The sequence below is a fragment of the Corallococcus silvisoli genome (assembly GCF_009909145.1).
Lineage (GTDB): Bacteria > Myxococcota > Myxococcia > Myxococcales > Myxococcaceae > Corallococcus > Corallococcus silvisoli.
Window position 1 is genome coordinate 313,849 of the sequence record NZ_JAAAPJ010000008.1, and the last position, 19,065, is coordinate 332,913.

The window sequence follows — 19,065 nt, forward strand, 5'->3', positions numbered from 1 at the left end:
TGACAGGCGTCCCCCATGTGCCCCGGGGGCTTGTGTTGAGTCCACATCCCGCCGGTTGTCACGCGGCGCACGGGACGCCGTCCGCGAGCCGCGCGGGTCCTAACCTCCCACGAAGTCCATCAGCACCGCGTAGTGCGTGGCGGCCGCGGCGACGACCATCGCGTGGAAGACCTCGTGGTAGCCGAAGACGGCCGGGGCCGGATCCGGCCAGCGGCGCGCGTACACCACCGCGCCCACCGCGTAGAGCACGGCCCCGAAGAACAGCCAGCCCACCCGGCTGGCGCCCATGACGCCCGGCAGGTTCAGCATCACCGGGGCCGCCACGCAGCCCAGCGCGACGTAGAGCGCGGACCGGAGCCCCCGCGACGCGGAGATGCCCAGGAGCGTCAGCGCCGCGCCCGTCAGCGCCGCGCCCCACATCACCCAGAGCAGTCGCTGGCTCCAGCCCCCCATGGGCGCCAGCGTCGCCAGGGGCGTGAAGCTCCCCGCGATGAGGATGTAGATGGACGCGTGGTCGAGCCGCTGGAGCCGCCGGTACGTCGCCGCGCTCCAGGTGGGCCAGTGGTAGCTGCCGCTCACCCCGAACATCAGGACCAGGCTGCCACCGAACACCAGGTTGGCCACGGACTGCGCGCCCTCCACGGGGACCCGCGCCAGCCGCAGGCACCCCACCAGCGCCGCCACGAACGCGAGCATGTGCGACACGCCGCGCAACCTGGGTTTCACACGCTCATCCATGCGGTGCTCGTACGCGCGCCACGTCATGGCCGCGTCAGCTTCCGCGTCCCCGTCCGCGACGGACGTCACGTTCTCCACGCATCGCCCCGGTCCAGTGTCGTCGGGAGGTCAGGGCGGGGCCTCGCGCGGCGTGTCCGAGGACGACCTCCCCCGTCACCCCAGAGGCGCCCCGCTCACGCGCCCGCGGCCTTCCGTTCCTCCAGCGCGTCGGAGCGGAGCGCCTGGCTGGCGACGCCGGACATGCGCTCCGCCAGGGTCTGCACGGAGTGGGTGACGGTGCGCGTCTCCTCGACGACCTTCAGCGTGTTCTGCATCTGGCGCGACAGCTCCTGGATGGCCTGGGCGATCTGGTGCGTGCCCGTGTCCTGCTGGGCCACGGCCTGGGTGATCTGCCGGACGCTGCCGCCGGTGTCGGCGATGATGGCCGCCAGCCGCTGGAGCTGGGCTCCCGAGGTGCGCACCGAGTCCAGGCTGACCTGGACCCGTTGATCCCCCTGTTCGCTCATCCGCGCGGCGTCACGCATGCTCATGCTCACGCCGTCGAGCACGTCGCGGATGCGCTGGGTGGCCCGGATGGACTGGTCCGCCAGTCGCCGCATCTCCCGCGCCACCACGCCAAAGCCCTTGCCGCTCTCGCCGTTGCGCACCGCCTCGATGGCGGCGTTGATGGCCAGCATGTTGGATTGATCCGCCAGCGTCTTCACGTCATCGACGATGCCGGACACCTCGCGGGTGCGCTCGTCGAGCGCGAGGATGCGCGCGGCCATCTCGGACACCTCGGTGCGGATGGCGGCCAGGTCCGTCAGCGTGCGCTCCATGGCGGCTGCCCCCTCGCGTCCGACCCCCTCGGCGCTCTCCGCCGAGGCCGCGAGCACGCGGGTCTTCTCCGAGGTCAGGTGGGAGCCCTGGCGGATCTCCTCCACGGTCTGCTCCAGCTCGAGCAGCGCCGCCGCCTGGCGGGCGATGCCCGCGGTCTGTTCCTCGCTGGAGGTGCGCAGCTGCTGCACCACGGCGGCGAGCTCGTCCGCGCCCTGGCCCATGCCGCGCGCCAGCTCGCGCACGTCCCCCCGGCGCGCGTCGAGCAGCTGCGTGTGCTCGGCCAGCGAGCGCACCACCTCCGCGGAGCGGCGGGCGACGATGGCCACGAGCGACAGCGTGAGCGCGAAGAAGCCCCAATGGACCTCCGTGTCGGTCGCCTCCATCCACCCGAGCAGCGGCAGGACGCTGAGCAGGAGCACCAGGGTGAGGAGTCCCAGCCCGACGACGAAGATGCGCGCGTCCCGGTCGCCCCTCCATGCATGGACCACCACCACGCCCACGCAGACGAGCAGCGCGGGGAGCGAATAGAAGACGAAGAAGGGCAGCAGCCGCCACGCGGTGCCCAGGTCCACGAGCACGATCGCCGACTGGACCGCGGCCGGGACGGAGATGGCCGCCGCGCCCCAGCGGAACGCGCGCAGCTTCCCCGCGCCGACGGTCTCCGAGATGAACCACGCCAGCCCGGGCACGAGCACGTACGCGCCCAGCAGGGTGAGGACGCTCCCGGCGACCGCGCTGTCCCAGAGCGCCGCGAGCAGTCCGCTGGAGCCCAGCAGCAGCGCCCCGGAGCCCGAGGCGAAGACGGCCAGCGACGCCAGCAGCCGTGTCTGGCGGCGAAGGATGACGGCCCCCAGCGACGCCACGCCGATGGCCAGCAGCAGGGTCCCCAGCACGAAGGGCGCGAGTCCCGTGCGCGTCACCTCCGCGAGCAGCGCATGGCGGGCGCCCACCCGGGCATCCCGGCTGACACCGATGGTGGGCCCGGTGCCCTGGATGCGCAGCAGCACGCGATGCCCCAGCGCCGAGGGCGGCAGGGGCACCAGGTGCCAGGCCATGTTCTCCAGCGTCTCCTCGGCGGAGGGCGTCAGGGTCCCGCTCCCGTGGATGCGCTGGCCGCCGGCGTAGGCCTCGAAGGCGTTGGCGACGTTGCCCAGCAGGAGCGCAGGCTCCAACCAGTCGCCCGCGGGGACAGGGATGCTCAGCCAGAGCAGCGTGTTCGCGCCGCGCCCTGGAGGCTCCTGGAGCGCCGTCATCGCCTCCCAGCCCGCCGCGCTCTCCGGCTCCGTGGCCCACGTGGGAATGCCGTCCGGCCCGATGGGCGAGTCGCCCCAGCGGAAGCGCCAGCCGTCGAGCGCATGCACCGCCTCGGCCGCGTGCGCCGCGGGCGCGAACGCGAGGAACAGCAGCAGCACGGAGCCCAGCGCGACGAGGCGCGAAGCACGGCGCGGGGAACGACCAGCAGCAGCGAGCCCGTGGAAGAGGTCGAGAGCGAAGGCAGGGGGATGAAACATTCGTCACACATGATTCAGCGCCAGCGGGCCCTCTGTAAATTGGGTCCCCAGCGCCTCCCCGTCGCGCCTCCAGCGCTGTGTCACACGCGGTGTTGGCAGGCGCTCGGACGGGCGGGGCGGAGTAACAACGTAAAACATGAAATCATCGTCTCGCTCTGTCCTCAAAGGGCCTGCGGGAGTGCGTCGGGAGAGGGGGCGCCCCGAGGGGCTGGCCGACGGACGTCTCGTCCCCAGGTCCAATGCAAGTCTTTGCCGTGGGGGGGCGTCAGGGGGCCCGCTCCCGTCAAGGCTGGCTGGCGAACCGCGCTCCCCATGCCCCGGTGGGCACCGGGGCTGTCCGGGCGGATGGGGCGGAATGCCCCACCTGGGGCATTCCGGGCAGGCCCCGACCCCAGCGTCCCCCTGCACGGCCCCTGGCACGCGGCGTGCTGTTGCACCCGTCGGGAGAACCGGGAATGTCGAAGGTACAAAGACTCGTCAGCACCGCGCTGCCGCTGGCGCTGCTGGGTGTGGCTGCATACGTGCTGCACCGGGAGCTGTCGCACGTCCACCGTCATGACGTGTCGGCGGGGCTGGCGGCGGTGTCCTCGGGCCGCATCCTCCTGGCCCTGGCGGTCACCGCCGTGAACTACGTGGCCCTCACGCTGTACGACGTGCTGGCGCTGGGGCACGCGGGTCACCGGCTCCCGTACCCGCGCGTGGGGTTCACGTCCTTCGTGGGCTACGCCTTCGGGCACAACCTGGGCGCGTCATTCCTCAGCGGGGGGTCGGTTCGCTACCGGCTGTATTCCGCCTGGGGGCTCACCGCGCTGGATGTGGCGCGCGTCTCCGTGTTCAACGCGCTCACGTTCTGGCTGGGATTGGCCGCCGTCACCGGCACGTCGCTGCTGGTGGAGGGGGGCGGCGGGGTGCTGTCGGTGTCCGCCCCCGTGGCGCACGTGCTGGGCGCGGTGCTGTGGCTGCTGCTCGTGGGCTACTTCGTGGCCTGCGCCCGGGTGCGCCGGCCCCTGCGCGTGCGCGGGCTGGAGTGGACGCTGCCGACGCCCGCGCGGGCGTTGGCGCAGCTGGTGGTGTCGTGCACCGACTGGGTGCTGGCGGCGCTCGTGTTGTGGGTGCTGCTGCCGGCGGACAGCGGCGTGTCGCTGCCGTCGCTCACCGCGCTGTTCGCGCTGGCTCAGCTGGCCGGCATCGCCAGCCAGGTGCCGGCGGGGCTGGGCGTCTTCGAGACGGTGATGTTGTCCGCGCTCACGCCGCACGTGCCCGCGTCCCAGGTGGTGGGCATGCTGCTCATCTACCGGTTCGTCTACTACCTGGTGCCCTTCACGGTGGCGGCGCTCCTGCTCGCGGGGCACGAGGTGCTTCAGCGCCGTCACCACCTGACGCGGCTGGCGAAGGTCATGCACAGCTCGTTCGCGCCGGTGGTGCCCTGGGTCGCGTCGGCGGTGGCGTTCGTGGCGGGCACGGTGCTGTTGTTCTCTGGCGCGACGCCGACGGAGAGGGATCGATTGGCGGTGCTGCGCCGCCTGGTGCCGCTGTCGCTGCTGGAGGTGTCGCACCTGTTGGGGAGCCTGGTGGGCCTGGCGCTGCTGCTGCTCGCGCGCGGGCTCCAGCGGCGGCTGGACGCGGCCTACGTGCTGACGCAGGCGCTGCTGGTGGCGGGCGCGGTGTTCTCCGTGGTGAAGGGCGTGGACTACGAGGAGGCCACGCTGCTGCTGGTCCTCGCCGTGGCGCTGGCGCCCTTCCATCAGCAGTTCTACCGGCACGCGTCGCTCTTCGCGGAGGCCTTCAGCCCTGGGTGGCTGCTGGCCGCGGTGGCGGTGGTGGGCGCGTCGGTGTGGCTGGGGTTCTTCTCGTACCGGCACGTGGATTACAGCCACGATCTCTGGTGGCGCTTCACCTTCTCAGGCGACGCGCCGCGCTTCCTGCGCGCCAGCGTGGGCGTGCTGGGCGCGACCGTGGTGGCGGGAATCGCCTCGCTCCTGCGCCCGGCCGGGGCGCGCACGCACCCCCCGACGTTGGAGGAGCTGCGGAAGGTGCGGCCCCTGGTGGCGAGCGCGACGGAGTCCATGGCCTCGCTGGCGCTGGTGGGGGACAAGTCGCTGCTGTTCAACGACGCGGGAGACGCCTTCCTCATGTACGGCGTGGCCGGCCGCGCGTGGGTGTCCATGGGGGATCCGGTGGGGCCTCCGGAAGCCGCGACGGAGCTGGCGTGGCGCTTCCGCGAGCTGGCGGATCGGCACCATGGCTGGGCGTGCTTCTACCAGGTGGGGCCGGGAGCGCTGCCGCGCTACCTGGACCTGGGCCTGACGCTGCTCAAGCTGGGCGAGGAGGCCACGGTGCCGCTGGAGGACTTCAGCCTGGAGGGGCCGGAGCGCCGCGGCCTGCGCCACGGCGTGCGCCGCATGGAGCGCGAGGGCTGGACGTTCGAGGTACGGCCGCGTGAGGCCGTGCCGGAGCTGATGCCTCGGTTACAGGCCATCTCCGACGCGTGGCTCGCGGAGAAGAACACGCGCGAGAAGGGCTTCAGCCTGGGCTGGTTCTCCCCGCGCTACCTGGAGCAGGGGCCCGTGGCGTTGGTGTGCAAGGACGGCGTCCTCACGGGCTTCGCCAACGTGTGGGCCCCGGACACGAAGGAGGAGCTGAGCGTGGACCTCATGCGCTACCTGCCGGGCAGCCCGCACGGCGCCATGGACTACCTCTTCACGTCGCTGATGCTCTGGGGCCGGCAGCAGGGCTTCCACCGCTTCAACCTGGGCATGGCGCCCTTCAGCGGCTTCGAGGAGCGCACGCTCGCGCCGGTGTGGAACCGGCTGGGCGCGCTCGTGTTCCGGCACGGCGAGCACTTCTACAACTTCCAGGGGCTGCGCCACTACAAGGAGAAGTTCCGTCCGGACTGGTCGCCGCGCTACCTGGCGTCGCCGGGGGGGCTCGCGCTGCCGGGGGTTCTCACGGGCGTGGCCTCGCTGGTGTCGCGCGGGCTGGGAGGGGTGGTGGCGCGATGAAGAAGCGCGCGGGCTGGTTCCTGGTGGGGGCGGTGCTGGCGCTGACCCTGGCGCTCCTCCCCGCGTCCCGCACCTGCGCGGCGCCCCCCGCGCCCCAGGCTCCGGCGTCCGCGTCAGCGCCCGCGCCTGTCCCCGCGGCGCCGGCGGCGCCGAGCGTGGAGACGCTGAACCCCGGTGGCCGCTTCGGGCACGTCACGGTGGTGACGCCCCCGGGGGCGCCAGCGACGGTGGCGCTGCTCCTGGCGGATGGCCCGGCGGATCAGGGCCGGGGCCGGGAGCTGGCCCTGGTGCTGGCCTCGCACGGCGCGCTGGTGCTCGCGGTGGACGGCAGGGCCTACCTGCGCGCGCTGGAGAAGGGCAAGCGGTGCGCGTACCCGGCGGGCGACCTGGAGGTCCTGAGCCAGGGCTACCAGCAGCACGCGAAGCTGCCCGAATACCTGCACCCGGTGCTCGTGGGGGAGGGCATTGGCGCGGCCGTGGCCTACGCGGCGCTGGCCCAGGCTCCGGAGGGGACGTTCCGGGGCGCGGTGAGCGTGGACTTCACGCCGGAGCTGACGACGTCCGCCGTCTTCTGTCCGGGCGCGGGCCTGGTGCGCTCGCGCGCGGCCAAGGACACCCAGGAGCGGCTGGGACCGGCGCGCGTCCTGACGGAGCCGTGGGTGCTGCTCGTCGCGGACCACGACGCGACCCACCGGGTGAAGGCCGCGCATGACTTCACGCGCGCGCTGAGGACGGGCCGCGTGGTGACGGTGCCCGGCCCGGGCCTGGCCCGCATGCCCGTGTCCTCGTGGCAGGGGCCGCTCCTCGCCGCCTACGACGCCGCTGCGGTGCCGCTCGCCGCGGAGCATCTGCCCCTGGTGTCCGGGGCCCCGGTGCCGGATGCGGGCGTGGGGACGCTCGCCGGAGACGCGTCGGTGGAGGGGCTGCCGCTCGTGGAGGTCCCCGCGACGTCCGCCCCCCAGAGCGACACGCTGGCGCTCATCGTCACCGGGGATGGCGGCTGGGCGAGCCTGGATCAGTCCGTGGCGGAGTCGCTCGCGGGCCAGGGCATTCCCGTCGTGGGGTTCAACTCGCTGCGCTACTTCTGGAAGCGCCGGACCCCGGAGGAGACGTCCGCGGACGTGGCCCGCGCGCTGCGCCACTTCCTGGCCTCCTGGGGCAAGCAGCGCGTGATGCTGTTGGGCTATTCGCGCGGCGCGGACGTGGTGCCGGCCATCGCCGCGCGCCTGCCGGAGGACCTGCGGGCCCGGGTGCGGCTGCTCGTCCTGCTCGCGCCCGGGAAGGAGGCGGAGTTCGAGGTGCACGTCACCGATATCTTCGGAGGCAAGGGCCGCCCCACGAACGCGGTGCTCCCGGACGTGAAGGCCCTGAAGGGCACGCCGGTGCTCTGCCTCTACGGCGACGAGGAGCTGGCGGACAGCCTCTGCCCGGCGCTGTCGGACGTGCCCGGCGCCCGGGCCACCATGCTCAAGGGGGGACACCACTTCGACGGGGACTACGCCGCCATCGCGCGTCTGGTGATGCGGGAACTCGGTATGGCTTTACCCTGATGCTCCCGGGTCGCGCCGTCCGTCGGTTGGCGGACGCGTGATTGTCTTTGTCGGGAGGTGCATTGACTTGCATCCGTCGAACCTCTACTTCGCACGGCCCGGCTTCTGGCGCGCCGGGTCTCTGGGGGTTCACACATGGTCAAGCAGTCCGCACCGGTCGTCAGCACCGTCGAAGGGCAGCTTCAAGGTGTCGCCGAGGAAGGAGTGTATGCCTTCAAGGGCATCCCCTACGCCCAGCCTCCGGTGGGCGCGCTGCGCTGGCGCGCGCCCGCACCGCTCGCCCCCTGGAAGTACCTCCGGCAGGCCGCGGCGTTCGGCAACTCCTCGCTTCAGTCGCGGGAGGACTGCATCGCGAACGGCGGCGATCCGCATCCCATGGACGAGGACTGTCTCTATCTCAACGTCTGGACGCCCCGCGTGGAGGCCCAGGCGAAGCTGCCGGTCATCGTGTGGATCCACGGCGGCGCGTATGTGATTGGCGCGAGCGGCCTGCCCCCGTACAGCGGCGTGCCGCTGGCGTCGCGGGATGCCGTCGTGGTCACGCTGAACTACCGCCTGGGCCACCTGGGCTTCCTGGCCCATCCGGCGCTGCTGGAGGAGCCCGGCGGCGGCGCGGCCAACTTCGGCCTGTTGGATCAGGTCGCCGCGCTCCAGTGGGTGCACCGCAACATCGCGCGCTTCGGAGGGGACCCCGGCAACGTCACGATCATCGGCCAGTCCGCGGGCGCCAAGAGCGTCCTGTCGCTCTTCTGCATGGCGGCGGCGCGCCCGTACTTCCACCGGGGTGTGGCGATGAGCGTGTACGGCATGGATGAGATCCCCCTGGAGAAGGCGGTGCTCAAGGGGGAGGCCCTGATTCGCGGCCTGGGCGTGCCGGACGCGGAGGCGACGCCGGATCGCCTGCGCCTGTTGCCCGCGGAGGACTTCTGGCAGCAGCCCTCGGACACGTCCCTGGCCCCCGTGGCGGTGACGGGCGACACCGTGCTGCCCCAGTCCATCCTGTCCACCTTCAAGGCGCAGCAGCAGTCGCGCGTGCCCCTCATCCTGGGGAGCACCAGCGACGACGTGAGCGTGATGGAGGCGATGAACATGGACCCCATGGACGTCCTCCGGGCCCTGCGCGCCCAGAACGTGCCCATTGGCCTGCTCTACCCGGGCGTGACGCCCGACGAGGAGCTGGCGCGGCAGGCGTGCCGGGACATCGTCTTCACGCTCATCCCCCGGCAGATCGCGGACCTGCACAACAAGGTCTCCGACGCGTGGCGCTTCTACTTCGAATACACCGCCACCGCGCTGCGCCCCGACTTCACCCACGGCGTCCCGCACGGCGCGGAGATCCCCTACTTCCTGGACACCGTGGCCCGCTGCCCGCCCACCGAGGACGTCCTCACCGACGAGGACCGCGCGTACTCGCGCCAGGTGAGCCAGTGGCTGCTCCAGTTCGCCCGCACGGGAGCCCCCGCGCCCGCGACGGAGTGGCCTCGGCACCAGCAGGGCGACGACCGCACCCTGCGCATGCAGCAGCCGCCGAAGGTGGAGACGAACTTCATGCAGCTGCGCCTCAACGCCTTCCTGCTGGTGAGCGCCATCATCAACGGCGTGGGCGGCGGCGCGGAAGGCAAGGCCTCCTCGCGGCCCCCCTCGCGGCAGGGCACCGCGCCACGCAAGACGCGTCCCGAGGGCACGCCCCTCTAACAGGCGACGGACGCAGGCCGCGTCGGCAGAAGGAGGGGCCCACCCACCCACGCGCGCGACTCCTCGGTGGGGTCGCGCGCGGTGGCGGGCGGGCCCCTTCGTTCGTTTCGTGCCTCGTGGACCGACGCGTCGGCGTTGACAGATTGAATAAGGCTTGTCTTATATAAGTCAAACCTTAGTCTGGAGACGCCATGATCAACGTGGAGCGCTACATCGGGGCCGTCGTGCGAGAGGTGGAGAGCCGCGAGCACGAGGGCAAGCCCGCCCGGGTCGTCATCGCCATGCGGGACTACGACACGACGGTCGAGGACCTCTGGGACGCGCTGACCCAGCCGGAGCGCATCCCCCGCTGGTTCCTGCCGGTGTCGGGCGACCTCAAGCTGGGCGGCCGCTACCAGCTCCAGGGCAACGCCGGCGGCACCATTACCCGCTGCGAGCCGCCGCGGTGCCTGGGGCTGACGTGGGAGGCCCGGGGGGACGTGAGCTGGGTGGAGGTCACCCTGTCCGAGGCGCCGGGTGGCGGGGCGCGGCTGCGGCTGGAGCACATGGCCCACGTCAGCCCCTTCTGGGACGACTATGGCCCCGGCGCGGTGGGGATCGGCTGGGAGCTGGGGTTGGTGGGCCTGGGCCTGCACCTGGAGTCCGGCGGGGACACCGTGGACAAGGCCGCGGCGGCGGCCTGGACGGCGTCGGATGACGGCAAGGCCTTCATCCTGGCCAGCAGCAACGGCTGGGCGCGGGCGGAGGCGGCGGCGGGAGAGGAGGGCGCGGTGGCGAAGGCGCGCGCGGCGCGGACGGCGGCCTTCTATACTGGCGCGCCACCTCCCGATGTGAGGCATCCGGGGGTCTGAGAGGTTCGATGCACGCCTTCGATGTCCTGGGCGATCCGGTACGGCGGCGGATCCTGGAGCTCCTGGCCGAGGGCGAGTGCGCCTCCGGCGAGGTCACCGAGGCGATCCAAGCCGAGTTCGGCATCAGCCAGCCCGCGGTCAGCCAGCACCTGAAGGTGCTGCGCGACAGCGGCTTCGCGGGCGTGCGCGCCGAAGGGACCCGGCGCGTCTATCACGTCGACCCGGGACCGCTGCGCGAGGTCGACGCCTGGCTGGAGCGGTTCCGCGTGTTCTGGACGCCCCGGCTGGACGCGCTCGCCACGGAGGTGGCGCGCGGCAAGAAGGCCCGCGCCAAGGCTGGCGACGGGCCCTCTCCCTGGAAGAAGTCCCAGGACTAGCTGCTGAAGAGCACCAGCACGAAGGTGTTCGTGCCCGGAAGGTGGAACACGGTGCCCTGGCGCAGCGAGCCCTTGAAGAAGGGGGCCGCGTCGTAGGCGGTGGCTCCCTTCAGGGCGTCGCGGGTGGCGTCCGGCAGCCACCCGCCGTCCTCCACCTTCACCGTCAGCCGCGTGGGCTTCAGCGCGGCCTGGAGCGCGGGGACGTCCGCCGCCGCGTACTCCAGCTCCGCGAGGAACTGCGTGTCCGTGGGGCCCAGCCCGCCCGGGATGCCGCGCGCGGACTGGCGCCAGCGCACCGCCTGGGGGCGGCGCGGCAGCGTCACGGTCTTCTCCAGCGTCTCCAGGTCCGTTCCCGTCTTCGCGGCCGGAGCGGCCGTCTGTGTCGTCATGGATGCACTCCCGCCCGTGGGCTTGTCGCAGGCCAGCGAAACACACCCCAACAGCAGGGTGCCAGCGAGCGCGCGCCTAACGGCCTCCGATGGGACGCGACACCGCATTCTCGGGGCTCCCCTGCTCCCAGGTCACGTGGCGCTGGAGCGTGCCGTAGTTGGTGTACTGGTGCCCCAGGCCGGTGCGCTCGAGCCGGCCGTTGGCCGCGTCCGGCGTGCCGGTGTTGATGTCCGCCTGGCCCGGGTTGAAGTTGTAGCGGTCCTCCGCGTGCAGCGTCATGTCCATCTCGAAGCGGGGCTTTCCGCCCGGCGTCTCCGGCGGGTAGACGGTGACGGTGGCGCTGTTCCAGATGGAGTGGCCGCCAATGGCCTTCTGCCAGTTCTCCGTCTCCGGGTACGGGAACTGCTCGCTGCCGCCCACGCCAATCTGCGAGCCCGTCACCTGGAACGTCACCGGCTTGCCGGCGAGCGAGGGATCCTGCGCGACCATCTGGTTGTAGGCCGCCTCCACCGCCTGCTGCGTGTCGCGGGTGGAGTTGGTGAGCACCGCCTGGCCCGCGGGGTCCGTGCTGACGAAGCGCTCGTAGTCGAAGTGCCGGTCCGCCCCGTTGCCGTGCAGGAAGTGGTCGTACGTGTCCAGCCCGTCCGGGATGTTGTTGTGCGGCACCCCCGGGATGCCCTGGAGGGCGCGCGCGCCGTTGAGCTTCACTTCCCACTCGGCCCGCGCCGCGTAGTCACCCAGGCCCGGGCTCTCCGTGGGGATGGGGTTGGGGTCGTTGGGGTCGTTGGGGTTCTGCAGGAAGCCGTTGTCGTGGTGGATGTCGGGGCGCCGCGGAGGACCCACCTGGTAGTCCGCCACCGTGCCGCCGTTCGTCGCCACCGGCGTGCCGGCCGTCCCCACCTGGGTGGGCGTGGCCACGGGCGTCGGCGTCCCCAGCGAGGGCCCGCCGCGCCGGACCACGGACGCGGACTCGAAGGTGTCGGAGGGGCGCTGGGCGGCGGCGGGGGACGGGGGCGGCGGAGCCGGGCGGACCTCCGGGGTCAGGGCCTGCTTCACGCGCGCCGCGATGGCGCCACCAATGGACTCGCCGATTCTGGACATGCTGGGTCTTCCCCCTCGAACCACCGAGACGGTGGACGTTGAGGAATTATCGGCCAGCCCCGCCAGGAGTTGCGGCCTTTGCACGGCCTGGGGCCTGGACGCCCCGGGGGACGCGGGGCCCCGGCTTCACCCAGGGCCCCGGCGCCGGTGTCTACGCGCGGGCCTTCGGGCGCTGCTGCGGCTTGAGGATGACCTTGGTGTAGCCGTCCTTGCGCGCGTCGAACTTCTGGTAGGCGTCCGGGGCGTCGCTCAGCGGCAGGCGGTGGCTGACGATCATGCTGGGCTTCGCGCGGCCCGCGATGATGAGGTCGCGCAGGAAGTAGTTGTAGCGCTTCACCGGCGTCTGGCCGGTGCCCACGGTGATGCCCTTGTCGAACACCTTGGCCCAGGGCAGCGGGTAGATGCCCTGCTTGGCGTTCTCGTCGGGGGCGCCTGGGTCCGGGGCGATGTAGACGCCCACGACGCCAATGGAGCCCGTGGGGTTCACCAGCTCCACCAGCTGCTCCAGCACCTGGGTGGGCTTCTCCTTGCCGCCGTGCGCGTCCGCGCCCTTGTTGTCGCGCGACTGGTAGCCCACGGCGTCGATGCCGCACATCACGCCCAGGGCCTTCTCCTCACCCGGCCGCAGCGCGCCCATGATGAGCGGGTTCTTGCGGCGCAGCTCGATGATCTGCTTCACCGGATCGCCCTTCGTGAAGTCGATGGGGATGGCGCCCATCTCCTTCACCTTGGCCAGGCGCTCCGGGACGCTGTCCACCACGTAGACCTCCGACGCGCCCCGCAGGAGCGCGCAGTAGCCCGCGAGCAGGCCCACCGGACCGGCGCCGAAGACCGCCACCGTGCTGCCCGGCCGCACGTTCGCGAGCTCGGTGCCGTGGTAGGCGGTCGGGAACACGTCCGACAGGAGGAGGAAGTCATCTTCCAAGGCGTCGCCCGGCTGGCCGGGCAGCTTCAAGCAGTTGAAGTCCGCCCAGGGCACCCGCAGCAGCTCCGCCTGTCCGCCGCGGTAGGGGCCCATGCCCGCGTAGCCGTAGCCCGCGTGGGGCGCGTCGGGGTTGGCGACGAGGCAAGCCTCCGTCCGGCCGCGCACACAGTCGAAGCAGGTGCCGCAGGCGATGTTGAAGGGCAGCACCACGCGGTCCCCCTTCTTGATGCCCACCACGCCAGGGCCCACCTGCTCCACGACGCCCATGTTCTCGTGGCCGAACACCTGCCCGGCCTTGGACGCGGTGCGGCCCTCGTACATGTGCAGGTCGCTGCCGCAGATGCCCGCGGAGGTGACGCGGATGATGGCGTCGGTGGGGGCCTCCACCTTTGGATCCTCGACCTCTTCGACCTTCACCTGGCTGTTCTGCTTGTAGACGACGGCGAGCATGGGCTTCTCCCGGATTCAAGGCGGTGGCGCGACCCACCAATAGTGGGTCGCCTCGCTTCCAGGAGAAGGGGCCGGGCCACGGGCCTGGCCGGACGCCCCGTGCAAGAGTGCAGGGCAGGCGCGCGGCGGAGCCCGGCTTCCCCGGGAGGTGACCGGGGAAGGCAGGGCGTCGCCCTCAGTGCGCCATCACCGCGGGCGCCTCGGCGGGCGACACCAGCGACTGGCGCTCCCATGCACGGCTGCGCCAGCGCAGCCACATGGCCAGCCCGCGCGTCCATTCATCCGCGGCCACCGCCAGCCACACGCCCGCGAGCCCCAGGTTCAGGTGGAACACCAGGAAGTAGCCCAGGGGCAGGCTCATGCAGACCATGGACAGCATCGCCATCATCACCGGGAAGGTGGCGTCCCCCGCGGCGCGCAGCGCGTTCACCAGCACCAGGTTGAACGAGCGCCCCGTCTCCAGCAGCAGGCTCAGGACGAGCACCTGCGACGTCATCCGCAGGATGTCGCCGTCGTGGGTGAAGAGGCGGATCAGCGGCTCGCGGAAGACGATGGCCGTCAGGTCCACCGCCACGGTGATGCCGATGCTCCACTTGAGGCTCTTGAGCACGCGCGCATAGGCGTCCTGGGAGCGGCTCGCGCCCACCAGCCGCCCGACGATGATGGCCGTGCCCATGCCAATGGCGAGGCTGCACAGGAAGACGTACTGGGACATCGCGTTGGCGTACTGGCGGGACGCCAGCGCCGTGGGGCCCAGGTACGTCACGTAGTAGAGGAACACCGTCTGGCACGCGTGGTAGGTCATCTGCTCCACCGCGGACGGCACGCCCACGCGGAGGATCTTCCGGACGTACTCCCGCGTCAGCGCCACGAAGTCCCGGCGCGCCATGCGCACGTCCATCACCCGCCAGAGCATCCACCCGAACACGCCCAGCGCCGCCGCGCGGCTGAAGACCGTGGACATCGCCGCGCCCGCCACGCCGTGCGCGCTCACGCCGAAGTGCCCGAAGATGAGCACCCAGTTGCCCAGCACGTGCACCACGTTCATGCCCAGCGCCACGTACATGGACTGCCGCGTGAAGCCATACGTGCGGATGAGGCTGGAGAAGACGTTGATGAGCGCCTGGAGGAACAGGAACCCGCCCGCGATGTGCCAGTAGGTGCTCGCGTACGCCAGCGTCTGGGGCTCCAGGTTCATCCGCCCCAGGATGGCGTCCGCGGACAGGAGCAGCCCGCCGCTCACCGCCAGCCCCAGGAGGAAGTTCATCGTGATGGCCTGCGCCGCGATGCGCGCGGCCTCCGCGCTCCGCTTCGCGCCCAGGTACTGGGACACGACGATGGAGGCGCCGTGGCTCACCACCTCCATGATGAGGATGCAGATGAAGACGTACTGGTTGACGACGCCCACCGCGGAGACGGCTGCGTCCGACACACCGCTGAGCATCAGCGTGTCCGCCGTGCCCATCAGCATGAAGAGGAAGATTTCGAAGAAGATGGGCCAGGTCAGCCGGAACAGGCCCGGCTCCCGGGGAGGATGCGTCTGGACTTCAGTGTGCATGGATGCGCCGCGTCAGGTGGTCCCACTGTGCGCGCGCGATTTTTCGTTTTCAACCCGAAGCGGGGGCCGGTTGCTTGTCCGGTGCTTGCTTGGGGCTGAAAGAGTGAGACGCGGGCCTACGAGTTTGTCGGACGTGTCACGGCGTCTGTCCGTCTGTTCCGCTCGTTCCGTCAGGGACCGTTGAGCGCGGAGGGCTGGACCTCGGGCGTGGAGAGCGGGGCGGCCTCCAGGCGTCGGGTCGCGGCGGCGTGGAGCACGGAGAGCTGGCGCCCGAGCCGTTCGAGCTGTGATTGGAGCAGGGGGGCTTCCGCGGCCAGCGCGGCGCCGGCGGCGTCCGGGGTGGGGACGTTCCAGCCGATGAGCGCGTCCAGCGAGGGCAGGGGCCGGGGGCGGCGGCCGTGGAGCACCGCGTCCGCCAGGTCCTCCATCGCGCCGTCCATGGCCCGTGCGTAGCGCTCCAGGGCCTCGCGCACCGCGGGCGTGGTGGGCACGGAGCGCCGCGACGCGAGCAGGGTGCAGACGGCGGCGAACCTCCGGGTGAAGGCGAGCAGCGTCATCAGGGGCTCCAGCGCCTCGGTGCGCCAGCGCGGCTCGTTGAGCAGGCGCTGGAAGGACGTCTCCGCGTTGATGGTCGCGAGCCCCAGCTTGCGGCGGACCTCCGCGAGCGCTGCCCCGGCGGGGGGCTCGCCCCGCTGCCAGGCCGCGCTCAGCACGGCGAAGAACTCCCGGTCCGCGCGCAGGGCCTCGGCCATCTGCGTGGGGAAGCGCTCCTCCTCCGAGCGCTGCCACAGGAAGAAGGTGCCCGCGAGCGCCAGCGCTCCACCGATGAGCGTGTTGACGATTCGCACCGTCGCCAGCGTCCAGTCCCCGCTGCCCATCTCCGCGAGCAGCACGAAGGTGAGCGTGGCGAAGACGGTGAACAGCCCGTAGTTGAGCGGGATGAGGCTCACGCACAGGGCGGCGGTGCAGAACAGGAGCGCCATCAGCGCATGCGGGTCCTGGAGCCACGACGCGACGGCGATGGCGAGCAGCCCGCCCACCACCGTCCCCAGCACGCGCTGGAGGGCCTTGAGGAAGGTGGGCCCGGTGTACGGCTGCATGACGGTGAGGACGGTGAGGGTGACCCAGTAGCCGTGGTTCGGCCGGAAGACGCTGGCGATCCACACCGCCGCCGTGGTGGTGAGGCCCACGCGCAGGGCGTGCCGCAGCACCTCCGAGCCCAGCGTGAGGTGCGCGCGCACGGGCTCCAGCAGGGACGGGGAGGCCTCCTCGGCCAGCTCGCGCGCGGGCGGCGGCATTCCCGCCGTGGGAGGGCCGGGCAGCCGGCACGCGGTGTCCAGCGCCACGTCCGCGCGCTCGCGCATCTCCGTGAGCAGCCGCGCGACGTCCAGCAGCCGGGCCCGCTCCAGCCGCGTCACGAGGCCCCGCGCGTCCAGGTCGGTGAGCGCGTCGCGCACCGCGCGCCCGTCCCACTCCGGCCGCGGCCTGCGGCTGTGGCCCTCCACCTGCACCAGCCGCACCAGGTCGCGCGCGGTGTTCGCGCAGTCCAGCAGGGCCACGGCCACCGCGGCCCTCGGGTCCGCGACGGGGCCGCTCACCGGGGGGCCCAGGCTCTCCAGGTCCTCACCCAGGGCGATGAGCCCCATGAACATCGCGTCCGCGCCCTCCAGCAGCACCAGCAGCCGTTCGCCGCGGCCCCGCTCGCCGCGGCCCTGGCGCGTGGCGGTGAGCGTGGTGCGCGCCAGCTCCAGCGTCTCTCGGATGCGCCCGTGCTGCTCCTGCATGAGCGCCTGCCACGTGTCCTCGAGTCCCGCCTGGGCCACGCGCGACATGGCTTCCGCGTAGTCCGCCACCGCGTCGAAGCACGCCGCCACCGCCTTTCGCGCGGGCCGGTAGGGGCGGATGGGCCAGAGCACCAGCGACAGCACCATGGCCCACGCCGCTCCACCCAGGAGCGCGGCGCCCGACTCGAGCGCGCCCAGGGCGCTGTCCGCGGGCAGCGCCAGGGCGATGACGAAGGTGGTGGCGGCGATGTTGCCGGTGAGGTTCGCCGCGGCGCCGTACACGCCCGCGAAGCTCCACGCCGTCACCCACAGCAGGGCGGCGGGGATGGCCAGCGCGGGGTGCATGCCCGCGAGGCTGCCCAGCACCGCGGCCGCCGCCGCGGCCACCGCCGTGCCGCCCATGGCACGGAAGCGGGCGTGGTAGGAGCCGCCCTTGTCGACGAAGGACGTGTTGAAGCCGCCCACCGCGAGCCACAGGCCGCCAGGCAGATTCAGCGCGCTGCCCACGACGGTGGGCACGAAGAACGCGAGCGCGGCCCGCAAGCCCGCCTTCGCCGACGGCCGCACCGGGGCGAAGCGGGCCACGGCCTTGGCATGCTCCAGGAACTGACGGCGAATCACCCATCCCCCATAGAGCAACGCCTCCAGGGGGGCCACCGGAATCCGGGGCCGGCGCCCGCCGGATGTCACTCCGCGGAAGGTGCGCCCCGCCGTGCGCGGCTTGCTGGACCGCGGGTCCTGAGCCGCCAGGGAGGATAACCACGGAGGACGGACGACCTCCTTCGTCGGACGCGTGGCACGGCGCACCGAGGCCCGCCACGTCGCCTCCCACGCCCTCAGGGAAGCGGCTCGCGGGCGCGCTTCCGGAGGCGTGCCACCCGGAGGCGGCCGTGGGGCCCGGACGCACGCCTCGCGGCGGGGAGCATGGCCGGCCCCCGCCCTCCGAGCGGCCGGCGGGGGCCTCACGCCGGCCGCGGGGTGGGCATCATCTCCTTCGAGGTGGGGCGCGTGGCCAGCCCGGCGGCCGGGCCCCAGCAGTCGGCCGGCCGGGCGCTCGGAGGGTTGGGACATGGAGACGGAGACTCACCGCGAACGCATTCCCCCGGACGAGGCGCCCGCGCCGGTCGCGGTGCTCTTCCAGGCGCTGCCGGCGCCGGTCATCGACGGCGTGCGCAAGCCCACCAAGCCCGGAGGCTACGCGGACAGCGGCGCGGACATCGCGTACGCGCTGCGGGAGGCGGGGTGCCCCGTGGTGACGCCGGTGGCGAACCCCGACCCGCGCGTGCAGGAGGACTGGGTGTTCGGCGACGACGCGGCCGGCATCGCGGCGGCGCGCGCGGCGGGGGCCCGCATGCTGTGGGCGAACACCGTGTTGTTCACGGGCCACCCCCTGGAGGCCGTGCTGAAGGACGTGTGGGTGGTGGGCCAGGAGCCCCGCACGGTGGAGACCTTCGACGACAAGGGCGTGACCAACGCGACGCTGCGCCGCGCGGGGTGCCCCGTCGCCGCGTCGGTCCTCGTGAGCGCCTGCGCCGCGCCGGGGCGCCTGGGCGTGGACCGGCTGGCCGCCGCGGACCTGGAGGCGCGGGGCCTGCGCTTCCCGCTGATGCTCAAGCCGCTGCGGGGCCGGGGCAGCCAGGGCGTGGTGCGCGTGAGGGGCCTCGCGGAGCTCCAGGAGGTGGCGCGGCGGCTGCTGGCCGCCAGGGAGGACGGGGGGCCGCGCTTCGGCGACACGCTCCTGCTGGAGCAGTACCTGGACGGCGAGGAGCTCACCGTGACGGTGATGCCACCCGGGGCCTTCGAGCGGGAGGGCGTCCCGGATGGGGGGCTGTCCCCCTGGTGCCTGCCGCCCGTGCGCCGCTTCCACCACCAGGACGGCGTGGCGCCCTACTGCGGCGAGGTGGCGGTGCTGGACAACAGCGAGCCGCTGTCGCCGTCCGCGCGAAGGGAGCCCCGGGTGCAGGCGCTGGTGGCCGAGTGCGTGCGCGCGGCCCGGGTGCTGGACGTGGCGGCGCCCATCCGCATCGACTGCCGGAGCGACGAGCTGGGGACGTTCCAGCTCTTCGACCTCAACCTGAAGCCGAACATGAACGGGCCGGGGCGCCCCGGCCGCGAGCGGGAGGACAGCCTCGTGGCCCTCTCCGCGCGGGCCTTCGGCTGGTCCTTCACGCAGCTGGTCGTCCAGCTGACCCGGCAGGCCTGGCGGAGGCGGTAGGGGGCGGAAGCGGGGCGCGCGCGGTGCCCGGGCGGCCCGTGAAAGCATCGAAGGGGTCCAGGCGATGTGCCTGGACCCCTCCGCGTCATCCCTTCACGT

General features: G+C 72.5%; 13 protein-coding genes. 6 read left to right on the forward strand and 7 right to left on the reverse strand.

Annotated elements, in window-relative coordinates:
* Positions 1–99 precede the first annotated feature (99 nt).
* Both trhA and GTY96_RS17875 read right to left on the reverse strand, forming a co-directional pair.
* Positions 100–738 (reverse strand): PAQR family membrane homeostasis protein TrhA, encoded by a 639-nt coding sequence (gene trhA, locus GTY96_RS17870; protein ID WP_143901655.1) that lies wholly within the window; start codon positions 736–738, stop codon positions 100–102.
* Between the two features lie 173 nt (positions 739–911).
* A complete protein-coding gene (locus tag GTY96_RS17875) occupies positions 912–3,068 on the reverse strand; it encodes a methyl-accepting chemotaxis protein (protein WP_161665338.1) in 2,157 nt (718 codons plus the stop codon).
* Between the two features lie 455 nt (positions 3,069–3,523).
* Between GTY96_RS17875 and mprF the strand changes: the two genes are divergently transcribed.
* From mprF to GTY96_RS17900, 5 genes are all read left to right on the forward strand, one after another.
* On the forward strand, positions 3,524–6,070 hold the full coding sequence (mprF, locus tag GTY96_RS17880; RefSeq protein WP_143901652.1) for a bifunctional lysylphosphatidylglycerol flippase/synthetase MprF: 2,547 nt from the start codon (positions 3,524–3,526) through the stop codon (positions 6,068–6,070).
* The gene (locus GTY96_RS17885) at positions 6,067–7,620 is read left to right on the forward strand and encodes a virulence factor family protein (RefSeq protein WP_201756157.1); all 1,554 of its coding nucleotides are present in this window, start codon (positions 6,067–6,069) and stop codon (positions 7,618–7,620) included. Before mprF ends, GTY96_RS17885 begins: the two co-directional genes overlap by 4 nt.
* Positions 7,621–7,755: 135 nt before the next feature.
* The gene (locus GTY96_RS17890) at positions 7,756–9,315 is read left to right on the forward strand and encodes a carboxylesterase/lipase family protein (protein WP_161665339.1); all 1,560 of its coding nucleotides are present in this window, start codon (positions 7,756–7,758) and stop codon (positions 9,313–9,315) included.
* A 191-nt stretch (positions 9,316–9,506) separates the two neighbouring features.
* Positions 9,507–10,166, forward strand: coding sequence for an SRPBCC family protein (locus GTY96_RS17895; RefSeq protein ID WP_143901648.1), 660 nt, complete (start codon positions 9,507–9,509; stop codon positions 10,164–10,166).
* Between the two features lie 8 nt (positions 10,167–10,174).
* Positions 10,175–10,543, forward strand: a complete 369-nt coding sequence (locus tag GTY96_RS17900) for an ArsR/SmtB family transcription factor (protein ID WP_143901646.1) — start codon at positions 10,175–10,177, stop codon at positions 10,541–10,543.
* On the opposite strand, the gene GTY96_RS17905 is transcribed toward GTY96_RS17900, so the two are convergent.
* From GTY96_RS17905 to GTY96_RS17925, 5 genes are all read right to left on the reverse strand, one after another.
* The gene (locus GTY96_RS17905; protein WP_143901644.1) at positions 10,540–10,932 is read right to left on the reverse strand and encodes a hypothetical protein; all 393 of its coding nucleotides are present in this window, start codon (positions 10,930–10,932) and stop codon (positions 10,540–10,542) included. The genes GTY96_RS17900 and GTY96_RS17905 overlap by 4 nt on opposite strands.
* Before the next feature lie 76 nt (positions 10,933–11,008).
* The gene (locus GTY96_RS17910) at positions 11,009–12,034 is read right to left on the reverse strand and encodes a hypothetical protein (RefSeq protein WP_161665340.1); all 1,026 of its coding nucleotides are present in this window, start codon (positions 12,032–12,034) and stop codon (positions 11,009–11,011) included.
* Positions 12,035–12,185: 151 nt separating this feature from the next.
* Positions 12,186–13,409 (reverse strand): glutathione-independent formaldehyde dehydrogenase, encoded by a 1,224-nt coding sequence (locus tag GTY96_RS17915; protein WP_161665341.1) that lies wholly within the window; start codon positions 13,407–13,409, stop codon positions 12,186–12,188.
* A gap of 175 nt (positions 13,410–13,584) precedes the next feature.
* Entirely contained in the window at positions 13,585–14,967 is a 1,383-nt protein-coding gene (locus GTY96_RS17920; protein WP_143901638.1) for an MATE family efflux transporter, read from the reverse strand.
* Positions 14,968–15,137: 170 nt separating this feature from the next.
* Positions 15,138–17,408 carry an FUSC family protein gene (locus GTY96_RS17925; protein WP_328700923.1) on the reverse strand — a complete coding sequence of 757 codons (2,271 nt, stop codon included), beginning with the start codon at positions 17,406–17,408 and terminating at the stop codon, positions 15,138–15,140.
* 412 nt (positions 17,409–17,820) lie between these two features.
* Here GTY96_RS17925 and GTY96_RS17930 point away from each other — a divergent pair, with 412 nt between their 5' ends.
* Positions 17,821–18,966, forward strand: a complete 1,146-nt coding sequence (locus GTY96_RS17930; protein WP_161665342.1) for a D-alanine--D-alanine ligase family protein — start codon at positions 17,821–17,823, stop codon at positions 18,964–18,966.
* Positions 18,967–19,065: the final 99 nt, after the last annotated feature.

Excerpts from the sequence above, each read along its gene's own strand:
- GTY96_RS17910 (WP_161665340.1), bottom strand. The coding sequence starts at position 12,034 with ATGTCCAGAATCGGCGAGTCCATTGGTGGCGCCATCGCGGCGCGCGTG.
- trhA (WP_143901655.1), bottom strand. The coding sequence starts at position 738 with ATGGATGAGCGTGTGAAACCCAGGTTGCGCGGCGTGTCGCACATGCTC.
- GTY96_RS17885 (WP_201756157.1), top strand. The coding sequence starts at position 6,067 with ATGAAGAAGCGCGCGGGCTGGTTCCTGGTGGGGGCGGTGCTGGCGCTG.
- mprF (WP_143901652.1), top strand. The coding sequence starts at position 3,524 with ATGTCGAAGGTACAAAGACTCGTCAGCACCGCGCTGCCGCTGGCGCTG.
- GTY96_RS17875 (WP_161665338.1), bottom strand. The coding sequence starts at position 3,068 with ATGTTTCATCCCCCTGCCTTCGCTCTCGACCTCTTCCACGGGCTCGCT.
- GTY96_RS17895 (WP_143901648.1), top strand. The coding sequence starts at position 9,507 with ATGATCAACGTGGAGCGCTACATCGGGGCCGTCGTGCGAGAGGTGGAG.
- GTY96_RS17920 (WP_143901638.1), bottom strand. The coding sequence starts at position 14,967 with ATGCACACTGAAGTCCAGACGCATCCTCCCCGGGAGCCGGGCCTGTTC.
- GTY96_RS17930 (WP_161665342.1), top strand. The coding sequence starts at position 17,821 with ATGGAGACGGAGACTCACCGCGAACGCATTCCCCCGGACGAGGCGCCC.
- GTY96_RS17915 (WP_161665341.1), bottom strand. The coding sequence starts at position 13,409 with ATGCTCGCCGTCGTCTACAAGCAGAACAGCCAGGTGAAGGTCGAAGAG.
- GTY96_RS17905 (WP_143901644.1), bottom strand. The coding sequence starts at position 10,932 with ATGACGACACAGACGGCCGCTCCGGCCGCGAAGACGGGAACGGACCTG.
- GTY96_RS17900 (WP_143901646.1), top strand. The coding sequence starts at position 10,175 with ATGCACGCCTTCGATGTCCTGGGCGATCCGGTACGGCGGCGGATCCTG.
- GTY96_RS17890 (WP_161665339.1), top strand. The coding sequence starts at position 7,756 with ATGGTCAAGCAGTCCGCACCGGTCGTCAGCACCGTCGAAGGGCAGCTT.